14 protein-coding genes are annotated in these 16,177 nt (G+C 58.8%); 8 read left to right on the top strand and 6 right to left on the bottom strand.

What is annotated here, in order from left to right; all coding sequences use genetic code 11:
• Positions 1-21: 21 nt before the first annotated feature.
• Together JQN68_RS01275 and JQN68_RS01270 are read right to left on the bottom strand one after the other, a co-directional pair.
• The gene (locus JQN68_RS01275) at positions 22-864 is read right to left on the bottom strand and encodes a rhodanese-like domain-containing protein (RefSeq protein ID WP_225073196.1); all 843 of its coding nucleotides are present in this window, start codon (positions 862-864) and stop codon (positions 22-24) included.
• Between the two features lie 71 nt (positions 865-935).
• The gene (locus JQN68_RS01270) at positions 936-2,066 is read right to left on the bottom strand and encodes an NAD(P)/FAD-dependent oxidoreductase (RefSeq protein WP_225073197.1); all 1,131 of its coding nucleotides are present in this window, start codon (positions 2,064-2,066) and stop codon (positions 936-938) included.
• 127 nt (positions 2,067-2,193) lie between these two features.
• Between JQN68_RS01270 and JQN68_RS01265 the strand changes: the two genes are divergently transcribed.
• Genes JQN68_RS01265 through JQN68_RS01255 form a run of 3 tightly spaced genes read left to right on the top strand, consistent with a single transcriptional unit; the run spans position 2,194 to position 4,166 of the window.
• The gene (locus JQN68_RS01265) at positions 2,194-2,781 is read left to right on the top strand and encodes a LemA family protein (protein ID WP_225073198.1); all 588 of its coding nucleotides are present in this window, start codon (positions 2,194-2,196) and stop codon (positions 2,779-2,781) included.
• A gap of 1 nt (position 2,782) precedes the next feature.
• On the top strand, positions 2,783-3,487 hold the full coding sequence (locus tag JQN68_RS01260) for a TPM domain-containing protein (RefSeq protein ID WP_225073199.1): 705 nt from the start codon (positions 2,783-2,785) through the stop codon (positions 3,485-3,487).
• Positions 3,488-3,524: 37 nt separating this feature from the next.
• Positions 3,525-4,166 carry a TPM domain-containing protein gene (locus tag JQN68_RS01255; RefSeq protein WP_225073200.1) on the top strand — a complete coding sequence of 214 codons (642 nt, stop codon included), beginning with the start codon at positions 3,525-3,527 and terminating at the stop codon, positions 4,164-4,166.
• 239 nt (positions 4,167-4,405) lie between these two features.
• Here the strand turns inward: JQN68_RS01255 and JQN68_RS01250 are convergent, their stop codons facing one another.
• The 3 genes from JQN68_RS01250 to serB all read right to left on the bottom strand — a co-directional run bounded on the left by JQN68_RS01250 (position 4,406) and on the right by serB (position 7,727).
• Positions 4,406-5,659, bottom strand: a complete 1,254-nt coding sequence (locus JQN68_RS01250) for a tRNA(Met) cytidine acetate ligase (protein ID WP_249620965.1) — start codon at positions 5,657-5,659, stop codon at positions 4,406-4,408.
• Positions 5,660-5,835: 176 nt separating this feature from the next.
• Positions 5,836-6,531 carry a DNA/RNA nuclease SfsA gene (sfsA, locus tag JQN68_RS01245; protein WP_249620964.1) on the bottom strand — a complete coding sequence of 232 codons (696 nt, stop codon included), beginning with the start codon at positions 6,529-6,531 and terminating at the stop codon, positions 5,836-5,838.
• The gene (gene serB / locus JQN68_RS01240) at positions 6,528-7,727 is read right to left on the bottom strand and encodes a phosphoserine phosphatase SerB (protein ID WP_225073203.1); all 1,200 of its coding nucleotides are present in this window, start codon (positions 7,725-7,727) and stop codon (positions 6,528-6,530) included. The genes sfsA and serB overlap by 4 nt, the downstream gene beginning before the upstream one ends.
• Before the next feature lie 539 nt (positions 7,728-8,266).
• Here serB and JQN68_RS01235 point away from each other — a divergent pair.
• The 3 genes from JQN68_RS01235 (at position 8,267) to JQN68_RS01225 (ending at position 12,589) form a co-directional block, all read left to right on the top strand.
• The gene (locus JQN68_RS01235; protein ID WP_225073204.1) at positions 8,267-9,109 is read left to right on the top strand and encodes a tyrosine-type recombinase/integrase; all 843 of its coding nucleotides are present in this window, start codon (positions 8,267-8,269) and stop codon (positions 9,107-9,109) included.
• A gap of 12 nt (positions 9,110-9,121) precedes the next feature.
• The gene (locus tag JQN68_RS01230; protein WP_225073205.1) at positions 9,122-10,219 is read left to right on the top strand and encodes an IS91 family transposase; all 1,098 of its coding nucleotides are present in this window, start codon (positions 9,122-9,124) and stop codon (positions 10,217-10,219) included.
• A 369-nt stretch (positions 10,220-10,588) separates the two neighbouring features.
• Entirely contained in the window at positions 10,589-12,589 is a 2,001-nt protein-coding gene (locus tag JQN68_RS01225; protein WP_225073206.1) for an ATP-binding protein, read from the top strand.
• 108 nt (positions 12,590-12,697) lie between these two features.
• On the opposite strand, the gene ltrA is transcribed toward JQN68_RS01225, so the two are convergent.
• A complete protein-coding gene (gene ltrA, locus JQN68_RS01220) occupies positions 12,698-14,038 on the bottom strand; it encodes a group II intron reverse transcriptase/maturase (RefSeq protein ID WP_249620963.1) in 1,341 nt (446 codons plus the stop codon).
• 576 nt (positions 14,039-14,614) lie between these two features.
• On the opposite strand from ltrA, the gene JQN68_RS01215 reads away from it, so the two are divergent.
• Entirely contained in the window at positions 14,615-15,325 is a 711-nt protein-coding gene (locus JQN68_RS01215) for an ion transporter (RefSeq protein ID WP_225071323.1), read from the top strand.
• Positions 15,322-16,155, top strand: a complete 834-nt coding sequence (locus JQN68_RS01210) for a hypothetical protein (protein ID WP_225071322.1) — start codon at positions 15,322-15,324, stop codon at positions 16,153-16,155. The genes JQN68_RS01215 and JQN68_RS01210 overlap by 4 nt, the downstream gene beginning before the upstream one ends.
• The last annotated feature ends 22 nt before the right edge of the window (positions 16,156-16,177 follow it).

The raw sequence follows: 16,177 nt of genomic DNA, 5'->3' as shown, positions 1-16,177 counted from the left end.
CGGCGCCTGCTCAACCGCCGGCTACCGTTCTCGGACCAGCACCCGGTCCAGTTCGGCCCCCAGCAGACCCAGATGGCGCTTTTCCTCCTCCGCCAGGCGCCCGAAGGCTTCCCGACTCGGCGCCGAGTCCGCCGCCCGCTGCATGAGCAGGTAGCGGTCCCAGGCGTTGGTTTCCAAACCCATGGCCAATTCCAGGATGCGGCGCAGATCCTTGCCCATCACCCAGTTTAAGGCCTGTTCCAGGGTGATGCCGCCCTCGAGAACCGTAGTCCCGCCCCGCTCTTCCAGAATCTGCGCCGGCGGTTCCGCCTTGCCCGCCAGGTCCCGCAGCAAGGCGCGCAGGGTGGCCTGATGCTGCTCCTCGACGGCGCTCAGGCGCCGGAACAGATCGACCTCGCCCGGGTCGGTGCGGCCCGCGGCCAGGGCGGCGTAGAACTGCCGGGTGCCGTCCTCCAGCAACCAGGCCAGGGCCAGGTGCTCGGCGACGGTCTGGCCGGGCGCGAACCAGGTGGCACCGAGTTCCGGTTCGCCCTCGGCGACCAGCCCTTCCCAGGCCCGGATGCCGCCGCTCATGCTGACCACTTGGCGGAAGCCGGCTCGGGCCAGAACCGTGGCCCCGGCGCGACTGCGCACCCCGGCGGCACAATAGGTGATGGTCGTCTTGTCGGGATCCAATTGCTCCAGTTGCTCCTCCAGGTCCTTGACCGGGATCAGCTGCGCCCCGGGCAGATGGCCGTCCTCGTATTCGCCGGGCTGGCGGACGTCCACCAGGTTGTATTCATCAGGCTTGTGCTCCTGCAGAAATTGCCGCACCTGGTCCGCATCCCAGGTTTCCACGGGCTTGAAATAGTCGAGAATACCCATCGTATGCGTCTCCTTGAAAGGGATCACGGAGGGGCGGACCTAATCCGGCCCCTCGGCACATCCTATGAATTTCACTCAGTTTCCGCTTCCGTGAGTTCGCCGCTCACCTGAAAGCGCGCCATGAACGCCCGATCGATGCGATCCTTGAGGGCAAACACCCATTGGCCGCCGAAGGTCAGGCGGCCGCGGTTGAAAACGCCCCGGCCGTCGCCCAGGTTGAGAATCAACAGATAGGCCTGCTGGGGCTGGAAGGGCTGCAGGGCCCGGCTCTCCAGAGCCGCCATGAGGTTGGCGAACAGGATGGGATTCTGGCGCACGGCATAGACGCCAACCTTGGCCAGGGGCCGGGGCTGGAAGCTGATGCAGTCGCCGCCGCCGAACAGTTCGGGCCGACCGTCGGCTTGCAGCTGCCGGTTGACCAGCAGGCCGCCGTCCGGGCCAACCGGCAGACCGGAATCGCGGAAGATGGTGGACGGCTGGACGCCGGTGGCGACCAGGGCGAAATCGAAGGGCAGTCGGTTGCCGTCGGACAACAGCGCCTGCCGGCCGGCGAGACTGGTGACGTGCAGCCCCTCGCGGACCGCGATACCGCGCTGCATTAGGGAGGCCAGGGCGCGGCGGCGCACCCCCTCGGGAAAGGCGCCCAGCAGGCGCCGGCCCGCCAGCACGATGATGTCGGCCGCCCCGCCGGCCTGGTCCACCAGCCGCCAGAGATTGCCGGCCAGTTCGACCCCCGCCGGGCCGCCGCCCACCACCAGCAGCCGCAGGGCCCCGGCGGTCAGGGCTTGCCGGATCTGTTGCCGCACCTCCAGCAGTTGATGAATGGGCTTGACCGCCGTCACTCCCGGACCGGCGTCCAGGGCCGCCAGGGGCACGCCGCTGCCGGTATTGAAGGAGGCCACATCGTAGGGCAGCAGGGTCCCGGAAGCCAGCAGCAGCTCGCGACGGGCCGCATCGATGCGCACCACCCGGTCGGCCAGAAAGGTACCGCCCCGATCTTCGACCATGCGTCGCACGTGAAACCGCACCTGCTGCGGCCGGTAGGTGCCGCCCAGCAGCCCGGGCCCCATGCCGGAGTAATAGTGATAGGGGTCGGGACTCACCAAGGTGACCCGGTGGCCGAGCTGGCGAAAGCGCTCCAGGTTGCGCATGACCGTCATGTGGGCGTGACCGCCGCCCGCCAATACCAGATGTTTGCCCATGGCTGACCTCCTGCGTTGAGCATAACGGGCCGCCCAAGGTTGTCAAACCCTCCGGCCTTTACATCGGCCCGCCCCTCCATTACACTGGAACCCGACGAATTTTCCCTTCCTTGCAAAGGAGACCCTCATGCGTGCGAAAACTTCCTGGCTGCCTCTGCTGCTGCTCTGCGTGATGCTGCTGCCCGGCTGCGGCTATAACCGCATCCAGGCCAACGAAGAGGCGGTGACCGCCGCCTGGGCCGATGTCGAAGCCACCTACCAGCGGCGCGCCGACCTCATCCCCAATCTGGTGGAAACGGTCAAGGCCTATGCCGCCCACGAGCGGGAAACCCTGCAGGCCGTCACCGAGGCCCGCGCCCAGGTCGGCCGCATCCAGCTGAGCGCCGAACAGCTCAACGATCCGGCGGCCCTGGCCCGCTTCCAGGCGGCCCAGCAGAACATGTCCGGCGCCCTGTCCCGGCTGCTGGCGGTGGCCGAGCAGTATCCCGACCTGAAGGCCAACCAGAACTTCCGCGACCTGCAGCACCAGCTGGAAGGCACGGAAAACCGCATCAACGTCGCCCGCCAGCGTTACAATACGGCGGTGCAGGTGTTCAACACCTCCATCCGCACCTTCCCCAACAACCTGACCAACAAATTCCTGCTCAAGCTGGAGCGCAAGACCCCGTTCCAGGCCGACCCCGGCGCGGCCCAGGCCCCTCAGGTCAGGTTCTGACATGCAGCGCTTTCTGACCATCGCCGTCGTCCTGGTCCTGTTCCTGTGCGGCCCGGCGGCGGCCCTGGAGGTGCCGGCGCCGACCGGCTACGTCAACGATCGGGCCAACATCCTGTCCGCCGCCACGGTGCGCGATCTGGAGCGGCAACTGCGCGACTTCGAGGCCAGCGACTCGACTCAGCTCGTGGTGCTGACGGTACCCAGCCTGCAGGGTGAGGTTTTGGAGGAATACAGTCTGCGGGTGGCCCAAAGCTGGGGCATCGGCCAGCGCGGCCGCGACAACGGCGCCCTGCTGCTCATCGCCGCGCAGGATCGGGCCATGCGCATCGAGGTCGGCTACGGCCTGGAGGGGCGGCTCACCGATCTGCTGGCGGGGCGCATCATCGACGATGAAATCATTCCGCGTTTTCGCAGCGGCGATTTCGACGGCGGCGTGCAGGCCGGGGTGGCCGCCATGATCCAGGCGGTGCGCGGCGAGTACCAGGGCAGCGGCCGCAGCGGCGACCAGCCGGACCGCTTCGGCTGGCTGGTGCTGCTGCTGTTTCTCGGCCCCTGGCTGGCCCTGACCAGCCGTGCCCGACGCGGCCGACGCGGCGGTATCTGGTACGGCGGCGGCTTCGGCGGCGGCGGTTTTGGGGGCGGTGGCGGCGGCTTCAGCGGCGGCGGCGGGAGTTTCGGCGGCGGCGGCGCCTCCGGGCGTTGGTAGATTCTGTGATTCAGGTGCAGGCAAGGAGGAACCGGGCATGAAAAACCGGGCGGAACGCTTTTTCACCCCCGAAGAGCGGCAGCGCATCGTGGAAACGGTGCAGAGCGTGGAACAGCGCACCAGCGGCGAAATCGTCCCCATGCTGGTCGGCGCCGCCGACGACTACGCCCAGGCCGAGGTGGTGGCCGGCGGCTGTTTCGCCCTGGCCACGGCGGCCCTGCTCAGCTGGCAGCTGTGGAACGCCTCCCTGTGGTATTTTCTACCGGCCTTCCTGCTGCTCTACCTGCCCTGCCGCTGGCTGCTGCGATGGTTGCCGGCGGTCAAGCGCTCCCTGCTGTCCGCGGCGGAAATCGACGCCGCGGTGACCAACAAGGCCCTGGCCGCCTTCGTCGAGCGCGGCTTGCATCACACCCGCGATGCCACCGGCATCCTGATCCTCATCTGCCTGTTCGAGCACCGCGTCCAGGTGCTGGCGGATCGCGGCATCAACGCCGTGGTGCCGCAGGACACCTGGGATGAAATCGTCACCGTCATCAGCGAAGGCATCCATCGCGGCCAGGCCTGCGACGCCCTGTGCCGCGCCATCGAACGCTGCGGCGATCTCCTCGCCGAAAGCTTCCCGCCCCGCCCCGACAACCGCGACGAACTGCCGAATTTGATTGTGGAAAGAGCAGACTGAAGTCCGAAGGCTGAATAGAGAAAGGCTGAAGACTGAAGGATAGAAGACTGAAGTCCGAAGGCTGAAGACTGAAGGAAAATCTTTTTGTGAGGCGTATTTTTACCCCTTGCGTCTTACCTCTGTGTTAGAACGCTTTTGCCCTCCCTTCAGCCTTCGGACTTCAGCCTTCCGCCTGCCTCTTTTCAGCCTTCAGCCTTCGGACTTCAGCCTGCTTTTCTTCAGCCTTCAGCCTTCGGACTTCAGCCTTCAGTCTGCCTTGCTGTTTCAAAATAATCCCGATCCCTTCGCTCCCCCTGCCAGCCCGGCAGCAGCAACGTATAATTGCAGGTCGCCCGCACATCGAGATCGAGCATGCTCCGGGCCTGGCGGAAGGCTTCCGTCTCGCCGCCGTAATGGCGCAGCATTTGGGCGCGAGCGCGCGACAGGTTGGCCAGCAGCGGCAGGCGGGCGCGGCGGCGCACCGTCGCCAGATAGCGGCGGCCGCGTTCGCTGCTGCCGAGCAGGCGCAGGTAGCGCGGGCCGCCGGCCAGCAACCCCGCGGCCTCGTCGGCCGGTACGGCATTGAGCAGATAGATGAGCAGACGCTGGATGCGGGTGCGGGTGAACTGACGGGATTTCACCCCTTGCACCAGGTCCTCCCAGCTGCGGCTGGCCATGGCGGCCTTGAACAGGCGCCCCTCCAGGCCGTGCTCCACCTGGTGCAGGGAGCGCAGGGCGTCCCGGCCCTGGAACAGCCGGGCCAGCAGCAGGCGGTGCAGCAGATCATAATCGGGGCTCAGGCCCGCCGCCAGCGTTTGACGGACGCTCTCTTCCGCCGCCGCCGGCAGCAGACCGGTTACCGCTTCGCCGTCGGCCAGACGGCGGCGGATGCCCGTAGCGCTGGCGATGTTGCCGGCACCGACCGTCAGGTCGTGGTAGCCGGCGCCGAGGCGCGGAATGGTCAGGGGGGTGATGGCGCTGCCCAGGGAGCGCAGGGCACGCAGGTAGGCGATGCCGAGGATGTTGTTGGGGGTCGCCAGCAGCTCGCCGTCGACCGCACCATCCGCCAGCTGCGCCACCACCCGGGTCCGGGCGGCGGGAAAACTCAGTCCCTGGCGCAGCAGGGCGGCGCTGCCGGTCTCGATGTCCGCCGCCCGCTCGTCGAGGAAAGCGGCGCAGCGTTGCAGACCCTCCAGGTCGCCCCCCTCGCTGCCGAAGCAGAGGGCCTCGACTCCCAGGGCGTCGAGGCAGGCCACGGCGCCGCGGGCGAAATCGGGAGCGCTGGCGCAGGCGAACACGAAGGGCAGTTCCAGCACCAGGTCCACGCCGCAGCGCAGGGCTATTTCCGTCCGCCGCCACTTGTCGAGCAGGGCCGGTTCGCCGCGCTGCAGAAAATGGCCGCTCATGACCGCCACCGCTACCTCGGCGCCGGCCGCCTCGCGGCTGGCCCGCAGGTGATGCAGGTGGCCGTTATGAAAGGGATTGTATTCGGTGATCAGGCCGACGGCGCGCATTCGGCATATCCTCCGTCCGGCGGATTGTTGAGGAGCGGGGTTTGGTTGTCGTGTTTGTTTTTGGGACCGAGTACGAGTACGAGTACGAGAACGAGAACGAGTACGAGTACGAGAACCTTTGGCCTCTTTTGGAACCGGGAGACTGAACAGGTAGTCTTCTGCCGCCGGTGAAGGGGTCAGTCCAGGCAAACCGGCAAAGGTCGCGCCAGCACCGTTTCCTTGGGGCTGACATGGGTCTGCCAGGCCAGGGGGAGCACGCCGTTGGCCGCCGCCAGGCGCAGCAGGCGGCCGTACTCGGGGTCGATGGCGTCGGCCGGGGTAAAGGCTTGGGCCTCGCCGCGCTGAACCAAAAACAGCACCGCCGACTCCCAGCCCTGCTCCACCGCCGCCGTCAGGGTGCGCAGATGCTTCTGGCCGCGGGTGGTGACGGCATCGGGAAAGCAGGCCGTGGTCGGGTCGCACAGCAGGGTGACGTTCTTCACCTCCAGCAGCATGCGCCGTTCCGGCCATTCCAGCAGAAAATCGATGCGGCTGTCGCCGAAGGGATATTCGGGCCGTACGGCGGCTCCGGCCAGCTCCGGGATGACGCCCGCGCGCAGGCCTTCCTCCACCACCCGGTTGCTGCGCTGGGTGTGGGTATCCACCCAGAAGCCCCCCACCTCGATGAGTTCCAGGGTATAGGCCAGCTTGCGATTCGGATTGCTGCTGGGCGACACCAGCACCCGATGCCCGGGCACGGCGCACTGGCGCATGCTGCCGGTGTTGGGGGTATGGGCCGTCACCAGACGGCCGTCGTCCAGTTCGACATCGGTCAGAAAGCGCTGGTAACGCCGCACCAGGCGGCCAGGCAGCAACGGCTGGGGCAGTTTCACCGGCCCAGCTCCGCCATCTCCCATTCGGCGATGCCGAGCAGATAGAGGATGGAATCGAGATTCGGCTGGTTGAGTTGGTAGCTGGCCTGCTCCCGCACCCGGGCCTTGGCGTTGAAGGCCACCCCCAGCCCGGCCTTGCCGAGCATGGGCAGGTCGTTGGCGCCGTCGCCGATGGCGATGACCTGGCTCAGGGCGATGCCCTCGCGTTCGGCGATCTCCTCCAGCAGCTGGGCCTTGCGCTGCCCGTCGACAATCGGGCCGCGCACCTCGCCCGTGACCCGGCCATTTTCCACCACCAGGTCGTTGGCAAAGGCGTAGTCGAGGCCCAGTTCCTGTTGCAGGCGATCGGTGAAGAAGCTGAAGCCGCCGGAGATGACGGCGGTCTTGAATCCCAACCGGCGCAGGATATTCACCAGGTTGCGGGCACCGGGGGTCAGGGGCAGCTGCCGGTAGACTTCCTCCAGGGCTTCGCTGGAGAGCCCGGCCAGCAGCGCCACCCGCTCACGCAGGGCCTGCTGGAAATCCAGTTCGCCGTTCATGGCCCGCCGGGTGATGGCCGCCACCTGCTCGCCGATGCCGGCCAGGGCGGCCAACTCGTCGATGACCTCGACCTGGATCAGGGTCGAATCCATGTCCATCACCACCAAACGCTTGGCGCGGCGATAGAGATTCTCCTGCTGCAGGGCGATGTCGATGCCGAGCCCGGCGCCGGCGTTGAGCAATTCCCGGGTCAGGGACTGGATGCTCAGCCCCTCGGGCACCTGAATCACGAACTCCACGCAGCGCAACCGGCCGCGGGTCAGCTTGTTGATGCGCTGAATGTTGACCCCGTCGGCGGCCAGGATGGCCCCGACCCGGGCCAGCACGGCGGCGTTGACTTCGGCGCCGAGCATGGTCAGCACATAACTGTCGCAGGTCGCGGTGCGGGACTGGTAGGCGGCGCTGTCCACCACCTCGAAATCGAGATCCAGCCCCAGTTCCTTGGCCAGAAACAGCAAATCCTTGAGCAGCGGCTGCTGATCGCTGGCGGCGTCGGCAAATTCGATGAGCACGGCCAGGGAGACCATGGTATGGGCGACGCTCTGTTCGATATCCCGAATGCGGGCCCCGGCGGCGGCAATGCAACCGGCCACGGCGGCAATGATTCCGGCCCGGTCCGGCCCGATCATGGTGACCAGCACCATCTTGTTGGACATGGCAAACCTCTTTCTGCTGGAAAATGGCCGTCATTCTACTCCCAAAACCCGGCTGGGGACAACAGTTGGATGGGGAATTTGTTGTTGGGTGGCGGGTGTCGGGTTGGCAAACGTATAAACATTAAAAGGGATTGACGGGGCGGAGGTTAAGGTCTATAAAAATACGTGGCCTTTCATTTTATGGGGGTTGCTGGGGTGCATGAGACGCACGGTTGACTGTGAGAATTTGGGACATGGGTTATATTGCTGCCCTGGTAGAATTTTTGGCTCATACATTCTTGGAAATTTTTATAGTAACAGTACATGGAAAAGTTTGGCAGCAATTTTCCACTTTTTCCCCTTTAATATCGCGATAAGTGGAAAATTTTGCCTGCTATAGGGTTGATATGGCGGAAAATTTTCCACTTATCCAAACTGTTGAACTAAACCGCTTCGCGGTAGCCTGAAAGGCAGCATATTCATGCTGTCTTTTTTCATAGGGGCTGTGTCCTCCGATCCTCCTGGTAGCGTTGTTGGAAACCCCAACAAAGGAGGATGTCATGAGCGAGCTTCGGCGTCGAATGATCGAGGACATGCAGCTGCACGGTCTGGCGGGCAAGACCCAGGAATGCTATGTGGCAGCGGTAAAGGCTCTGGCCAAGTTTTGGCGGCGCTCACCGGATTTGCTGAACGAAGAGGAGATCCGGCAGTTCTTTCTCCATCTGATCAACGAAAAAAAGGCCGCCCGCAGTACCGTCACCATCCACCTGAGCGGCATCCGGTTTTTTTACGAGAAGACCCTTGAACGGCCCTGGACCCTGTTCAACCTGGTGCGGCCGGCCAAGCGCAAAAAACTCCCCGTGGTCCTCTCCTTCGGGGAAGTGCAATCGATCCTCAGTTATATTTACAACCCCATCGTGAAGATGGCCTTGACCTTGATCTACAGCTGTGGCCTGCGGATTTCCGAAGGGGTGCGCATGCAACCTCAGGATATCGACAGCGAGCGGATGCTGGTCTGGGTGCGCAACGGCAAGGGCGGCAAGGACCGTTCGGTGCCCCTGCCGCAACAGACCTTGAAACTGTTGCAGCGCTACCGTCGCGCCCAAAGGCATTCACCTTGGCTGTTTCCCGGCCGGGACCGGCGGGGCGCCATCAGTATCAGCGCCTTGCAAAAAGCCTTCAGAATGGCTTTGCTGTCCAGCGGCATTCCCAAGAAAGCCTCGGTGCATACCCTGCGGCATTCCTATGCCACACACCTGTTGGAACACGCTGTCGACCTGCGGGTGATCCAGACCCTGCTCGGCCATGATAGCGCCCAGACCACCACCGTCTATGCACACCTGACGGAGAAGGTGATGGGCAACCTGAACCGGAAGCTTGACCATCTCATGGCCGATCTGTAGCCGAGACCGGCCATGCCCGAGTTGGCAGACGTCTTCCGTCTCTTTGGGGGAGACTATCTGGAGCGGTTCGGTCGGCGCATGCCGGCCAGTCATCACCGCGCCCTGCGGGACATTGCGGCTTGCCGTACCGAGTGTCTTGGCGGCCAAGTGACCGAGTGCCGGCATTGCGGACACCGGCACCGGGTCTATCACTCCTGCCGCCATCGCTGCTGCCCCAAGTGCCATGCCACCGACACCGCCCGGTGGTTGACACAGCGACAGGCCGAGCTGCTGCCGGTCCCCTATGCCCATGCCATCTTCACCCTGCCCGAGGCCCTGCGGGAGACGGTGCGCCGCCACCAGAAAAGCCTCTACGGCGTGTTGATGAAGGCGGCGGCCGAGGCGCTGATCGAACTGGCGGCCGACCCTCACTATGTCGGCGGCCGGATCGGCCTGCTCGCCGTGCTGCACACCTGGGGCGGAGCCATGGTCTTCCATCCCCATGTCCATTGCCTGATCCCGGCCGGGGGCTTGAGCGCGGAAGGGAAGTGGCGAGTCGCCCGAAAAGGCTATCTGGTCCCGGTCCAGGCCTTGTCCCGGATTTTCCGCGCCAAATTCATGGCCCTTGCTCGCAAAGCCCATCCCGAGTTGGTCTTTCCGCCGTCCCTGTGGGAGAAGAACTGGGTGGTCTACTGCAAACCGGCGCCCCACGGCGGCCAACAGGTCCTGCGCTATCTGGGGCGTTACGTGCATCGGGTGGCCATCAGCAACCGCCGGATCACCACGGTCAGCCAGGACCGGATCGGGTTCGGCTACAAAGACGCCCTCAGCCAAAAATGGCGGAACACCAGCCTGGCCCCCCTGGAGTTTATGCGGCGGTTTTTGCAGCATGTCCTGCCGCCAGGATTCAACAAGGTCCGCTATTACGGGCTGCTCAGTCCGACCAACCGCCATCTGCTGAGACGGGTGCAGCTGTTGCTGAACCGGCCGGAGAAGCGTCGCAAGGGGGAAAATCCGGCCGCTCAAGAGGATGGACCCAAAAGGGAAATGGCCCGGCCCTGTCCCAAATGCAGTGAAGGCTGGATGATCGTCATCGGCCTTTTGCCCAGATTGCCCAGAGCGCCGCCATGAAACAGGTCCGCAGTCCGGCAGATACCGCCGAGCAGGGGCGGCCTTTGACTCGCGGGACACTCCCCGACGGACATCCGGAGGTACGTCGGGAAGCGAGAACCAGACAAGAATACGGCTCCCGATTAGCCATAATTCTCCCTTCCAATGGCGCAAAATCCGATGTGTTGTCACTCATTCATTGCCAAGCAGACCAAAAAGTATTAACATTTTCGGCGAAAGTCCCAATGAAGCACCGTTGAATTACCATAGGGACACGAGGGTCGCCAAGACCCAGCGGTTCAGTCCAACATGAGTTTTGGCGGCGGCTTCGCGCCGCAAAAACTCTAAAACGTTGGGTGTAAAAATTTATAAATCAAAGGAATATAAATCATGGAAGATCGCGTAACGCCAGGAATACACCCGCAAATAAGGTTGTTTGACTTCCCTGAAGAAGAAAGGAGGATCATAGAACGCTTGGGGAAAGAGTGGTATGTAACAAACGGTGGAACTGAACTAAAGCTGGGACCATCAAGTTCCTATAGGTACATTCTAATTAAACCCGTAGACCACTTTCAGCAGATGTTCAATATTGAAAGGGAAATGGTATTAATATTTAGTTCTTATGAAAATTTTGAACCAAGAACACTTGATGCAATATCAGCTGCCTTCAAATTACACCAGGCACTTCGCTTAGAAAGAATTTGTGCTATAGTCGTTAGTAAAGACAAAGACATAGAAGCAAAACTTACAGAACTTCTTAAAAACGATCAAGAATCACAAATAGTCATACCATTCACATACCATGAACTTCTTAAAAGCAATGCTGACGATTTCTTTTTTAGAAATCGATTTAAAAGGCATTTTTATACAAGAGATCTTTTTGCATCTGAGGCCCCACTAAAGAAGGACCTTTATTTCTTCGGCCGTACCGACTTAGTCCATGAATTAGTCAATAGACATCGGAGCAACCAAGTTTCAGGGCTTTTTGGCTTACGTAAGACCGGGAAAACATCTGTTATTTTCGGTGTTCAAAGGGCCTTAGAACGAATTGGTGCTAAATCGGTCTTTGTTGATTGTCAAAACCCTGCTTTTCATCGATCTAAATGGAATATGGCTTTGTACTATGTTTTAAGTGAAATAAAACGACAACTCAAACTAAATCAACGAATTAGGCCAGAAGATCAGTATACGGAAGAAAAGGCCTCAATATATTTTGAAGAATGCATTACGAAGTTTTCTAAAGAGGTCAACAACTCGAATATATTAATTATTTTCGATGAAATTGAGAATATTACGCCAGGAGTTTCACCATCAAAACACTGGTCAGAAGATATGGACTTTGTTTACTTCTGGCAAACCTTACGGTCATTATTTCAAAAACTTGAAAAGGTTTTTTCCTATTTACTTGTCGGGACAAACCCACTTTGTGTTGAATTGGAAAGAGTTCACGGTAAAGACAACCCAATTTTTGGTCAAATACCTATCGAATACATACCAAGATTCGATGTGCCCCAAACCAGGGAAATGGTGAGAAGACTTGGTCGCATTATGGGGCTTCAATTTGACGAGGTAATTTATTCAAAACTTACAGAAGACTTTGGTGGTCATCCGTACCTGATACGCCATTTATGTAGCGTTATCAACTCAATATGTGGCTCCGAGCGTCCGGCAACCATAGACAAAACTCTATACGCTAGGGCAAAAGACATTTTCCTCCGCGATTACAATCACTTTCTAGAGATGATTTTAAATGTTCTCAATGAGTTTTTCCCAGATGAGTACGAAATGCTCCGGTATCTCGCATGCGGGGACACAAAAACATTTGACGATTTCGCACAACTTAGTCCGCTTTACACAAACCACCTTCTGGGCTATGGAATCTTAGGTGAAAATCAAGGACGTTTCTGTTTTCAAATTGAGGCTATAAAAGAGCACCTTTTAGCGAAATCCAAATACCAGAAACTTAATCAAACCCAAGAGGAAATGTGGGCAGAAGTGTCCGAGCGCAGAAATTCTCTTGAAAAACAACTGAGAACGCTCTGTCGCATTCAAATTCAATCACACTTAGGCGGGGAGCAAGCACGGAACTGCGTCCTGCAAATTTTTGGAGAACCTCGAAAAAGTAAATGCTCTGCTTTAGCATATAAGGATCTTTTTAATGGCAACCTCTCAGGGATATTGTTTTCGGATTTCGAAAAAATAATAAGTAAGCACTGGGACTGTTTTAAAAATGCTTTTGGTCCTGACAAGGATGATTTGTTAGCAAAATTGAGGGCAATCAATAAATTAAGAGCGGATGCTCATGCGAAAGAAATCAACAAAGATGAAATGCAGTACTTTAGGCTAAGCATTCAAAGCATCGAAAAGTCACTTAACGACTTTTTAGGGTAAGCCTGGCAATTAAAGTAAAAATATCCACCCAATCGGGTAGCCGGGGGTTTTTAACCCCCAGCCCCCACACCACCCGGCATGCGGGTCCGCACCGGGCGGTTCACAGAGTTACCGGGCCGTAGCCGGGCAATGGATCTTCACCCACAGTTCTTTGACAGAGATGAGACCTTGTTCCTTCAGCCATTGGTTGGTCATACCGGACTGGGCGGCCAGTCTTCGGGCCATCGCCCACGGGCCGCTTCTGTTCAGGCCCGCGCGGATGGCGGTACCCAGGAGGGTACCGAGTTTGAGTAACTCCCGAATCTTGGTGCGGCACCGTCGCCACTGTTTCCAGTAGCACATCCGCACCCGCCGCCTGATCCAACCGTCTATTTCCGGGATGTCGCGGTACTGTTCGGAGATACCGAAGTAGCCCATCCAGCCCCGGAGGTACGTAGACAGCTTGTGCAACCGGTACTTCATGGAGACGAACCAGCTTCTTCCGGTGTACTTCCTGACCCGGCGACGGAATTCCTGGTACGCCTGGTCCGACCAGAGGATGCGGGTTCCCTTGAAGGCGAATCCAAGAAAGCGGAGGCGGTCGCTTTTGGCGACCCGACTCTTGTCTTCGTTGACCGTGAGCTTGAGTGTGCGCGTCAGATAGTGCCTGACGCTCTGCATGACCCGCTGCCCGGCACGCGGACTCTTCACCAGAATGACGAAGTCGTCGGCGTAACGGACGAAGCGGTGTCCGCGCTGCTCAAGCTCCTTGTCCAGATTGTCCAGCAGGATATTGGCGAGCAGCGGTGAAAGAGGCCCGCCCTGGGGGACGCCCATGGTGGTCTTTTCCAGCCGCCCGTTCACCACTACCCCGGCCCGGAGGTATTGGCCGATCAGGGATAACACCCGCTTGTCGTGAACCTTCCTGCTCACACACTGCATGAGCAGGTCGTGATTGACCGTGTCGAAGAACTTGGCAAGGTCGATGTCCACGGCAAATCGGTACCCTTGTCGGAGATACTCCCGCAGCTGCCGCACCGCATCCTGTGCTGAGCGGCCCGGCCTGAAACCGAAGCTCGACTCGGAAAACTCCGGATCGAAGATCGGCGTCAGGATCTGGGCGATGGACTGTTGGACCAGCCGGTCGAGCACGATGGGAATACCCAGCGGACGCATTCCGCCCGTGGGTTTCGGTATTTCCACCCTGAGAACCGGCTGCGGCAGGTAACGGCCTGTCGTCAGCGATGCGCGGATTTCGGCCCACAAGGGTCTGGTCTGGGCGGGGAACTGATCGATGGTAATGCCATCGACGCCGGGTGCGCCCTTGTTGGCCCTGACCCGTTTCCACGCCCATTCCATGTTCTCGCGGGAGAGAATCCGCTCCAATAGGTGATGCTCCGGAATTGGCCGGTCCGTGACGCGCTCCATGGGCACTCCCCCGGTCGGGTTCGTCGTGTCCTGAAAGCTCATAGGGGCTCCTTTCCTGTTCTGTGTTCGGCCCTTCGGCGGGGTAAGGCTTCCGGGGTTCTTCCCCGGCTTGTTTCCAGTTGCCGGATCGCGGACGGCAACGTCCTGCGCCTACTATGGCCTCTGCTGACTCCTGCCCGGTCACCCGGCATGTTGCCATGCAGGGCGCAGCTTCCAAGGATCGAAAGCGGCCAGCCGGACAGGTCTCCCCGGATAAGAACGTGAACTGTCGCTACACAACCGCAGCATTTACCTGGACTCCTGAATCCGCGGGCTTCGTCATGTTGTGCTGACTGGCCCGGAGAACCGGCCTTGTATTCTGTTTCTGTTCGTCGGCTCATAGCTTTGCGCTCGGGCTTCCTCCGACCCCTCCTCGCGGAGACGCCCTTGCCGTAGGCTAGTACTTTCGTGACCCCGTCTCAAGACGGGATTGGATTCACCGTACAGGGGACTTGCACCCCATAAGTTCACGCCCATGCCGGGCGTACACCAATGCGTTAACTCGGATTGCTTTTTCCGCTGGCGCTCCAAAAGCAACCGGTTACGCCCACGTTAGAAACCAAGAAAAGTGCGCAGCAAATGAACTTGAAGACGATAATTGAGGGAAGTGACACAAAGGCTGGGCGAATCTTTGATTTGACCATTCAGTGTTTGATAGTTGCCTCAGTAATCACCTTTTCAACTGAAACCGTACCAAATCTCAGTGACGCAACAACTCGGTTACTGTCACTCACTGAGACGGTTATTGTTTCGATATTCACGCTTGAGTACATTGTACGAATATACGTCTCCGATAGGAAGGTTGACTATATTCTTAGCTTCTACGGCATAGTAGATTTCATCGCAATCGCTCCCTTCTATTTATCGCTCGGCATCGATCTGAGGTCTCTCCGAATCCTGAGGATGCTGCGTCTTTTTCGATCATTCAAGCTTATCAGATACAACAGCGCAATGCGGCGCTTTAGCAGAGCCTTTTTCATAGCAAAAGAAGAGATTGTAATATTCGGAGTTGTAACAATGATGTTGCTCTATTTGTCCGCAGTTGGAATTTACTACTTCGAGAATGAAGCACAGCCGGAACAGTTTAAGAGCATATTTCATAGTTTCTGGTGGGCTGTCGCCACGCTGACTACGGTTGGTTATGGAGATGTCTACCCTATCACTGTTGGAGGAAGAATCTTCACATTTTTGATTCTTATGATAGGCCTTGGGATAGTAGCTGTCCCGGCCGGGCTGCTTGCGTCCGCACTTTCCAAAGCAAGATCAGAAGAACAGAAGGAGAATGAATGATGGGGCAATGCATTTACTGCGGAAAAGCCGCCGGTTTTTTGAAGAAAACACACAAAGAGTGCAAACAACGACACGAACAGGGAAAATTTGAAGTTATCTCTCTTGTCGGCAAAATCGGTGCTGAAGGTGGTGACTTACACCGATTGGAAAATTCAATTGAGCACGTTGCCTCAACAAGTTTTATAGATAAAGATACCTTGGATTCTCTAGTGGCGTCTGGTTGGGAAAGAGCGGTAGATATTGCTTTTGACAACGGCCTGCTTTCCGAGGAAGAAGAATCTGCACTCAGTGAATTGAAGGAGCACTTTTCATTGCCGCAGCAGATTCTTGATAGAAATGGTGCGTACTCAAAACTGGTAAAGGGTGCTGTTCTGCGCGACATAATGGATGGTAACTTGCCAGAAAGAATGAAAATTGATGGCGGCTTACCATTCAATTTGCAGAAATCAGAAAAAGTCGTATGGGTGTTCCAGGGCGTCAAATACTATGAAGAGAAGACCAGAACCCGTTATGTTGGTGGGTCTCAAGGTGTAAGCGTTCGTATTGCACGAGGACTGTATTATCGAACTGGTGTCTTTAAAGGAGAGCGCGTTCAGACGTCTGAAACCGTGCACGCAGATACGGGCTTGTTGGGTGTCACAAATAAGCACATTTACTTTGCCGGACCATCAAAGCGGTTTCGCATTGCTTACAACAAGATTGTTACCTTTGAGCCTTTTTCTGATGGAATTGGGGTGCAAAGGGATGCGCAAACAGCCAAACCGCAGTCATTCCAGACAGGTGATGGTTGGTTTACATACAACCTCATTACCAATTTGGCTCAGATGTAAATGCTTCTAATCGTAGAGCAGT

The organism is Desulfuromonas sp. CSMB_57 (assembly GCF_020194955.2).
Lineage (GTDB): Bacteria > Desulfobacterota > Desulfuromonadia > Desulfuromonadales > Syntrophotaleaceae > JAFCIY02.
Note: the sequence above shows the minus strand (reverse complement) of the source record. Positions and strands in the feature narration are given on the sequence as shown.

Excerpts from the sequence above, each read along its gene's own strand:
- JQN68_RS01275 (WP_225073196.1), bottom strand. The coding sequence starts at position 864 with ATGGGTATTCTCGACTATTTCAAGCCCGTGGAAACCTGGGATGCGGAC.
- JQN68_RS01270 (WP_225073197.1), bottom strand. The coding sequence starts at position 2,066 with ATGGGCAAACATCTGGTATTGGCGGGCGGCGGTCACGCCCACATGACG.
- JQN68_RS01265 (WP_225073198.1), top strand. The coding sequence starts at position 2,194 with ATGCGTGCGAAAACTTCCTGGCTGCCTCTGCTGCTGCTCTGCGTGATG.
- JQN68_RS01260 (WP_225073199.1), top strand. The coding sequence starts at position 2,783 with ATGCAGCGCTTTCTGACCATCGCCGTCGTCCTGGTCCTGTTCCTGTGC.
- JQN68_RS01255 (WP_225073200.1), top strand. The coding sequence starts at position 3,525 with ATGAAAAACCGGGCGGAACGCTTTTTCACCCCCGAAGAGCGGCAGCGC.
- JQN68_RS01250 (WP_249620965.1), bottom strand. The coding sequence starts at position 5,659 with ATGCGCGCCGTCGGCCTGATCACCGAATACAATCCCTTTCATAACGGC.
- serB (WP_225073203.1), bottom strand. The coding sequence starts at position 7,727 with ATGTCCAACAAGATGGTGCTGGTCACCATGATCGGGCCGGACCGGGCC.
- JQN68_RS01235 (WP_225073204.1), top strand. The coding sequence starts at position 8,267 with ATGAGCGAGCTTCGGCGTCGAATGATCGAGGACATGCAGCTGCACGGT.
- JQN68_RS01230 (WP_225073205.1), top strand. The coding sequence starts at position 9,122 with ATGCCCGAGTTGGCAGACGTCTTCCGTCTCTTTGGGGGAGACTATCTG.
- JQN68_RS01225 (WP_225073206.1), top strand. The coding sequence starts at position 10,589 with ATGGAAGATCGCGTAACGCCAGGAATACACCCGCAAATAAGGTTGTTT.
- ltrA (WP_249620963.1), bottom strand. The coding sequence starts at position 14,038 with ATGAGCTTTCAGGACACGACGAACCCGACCGGGGGAGTGCCCATGGAG.
- JQN68_RS01215 (WP_225071323.1), top strand. The coding sequence starts at position 14,615 with ATGAACTTGAAGACGATAATTGAGGGAAGTGACACAAAGGCTGGGCGA.
- JQN68_RS01210 (WP_225071322.1), top strand. The coding sequence starts at position 15,322 with ATGATGGGGCAATGCATTTACTGCGGAAAAGCCGCCGGTTTTTTGAAG.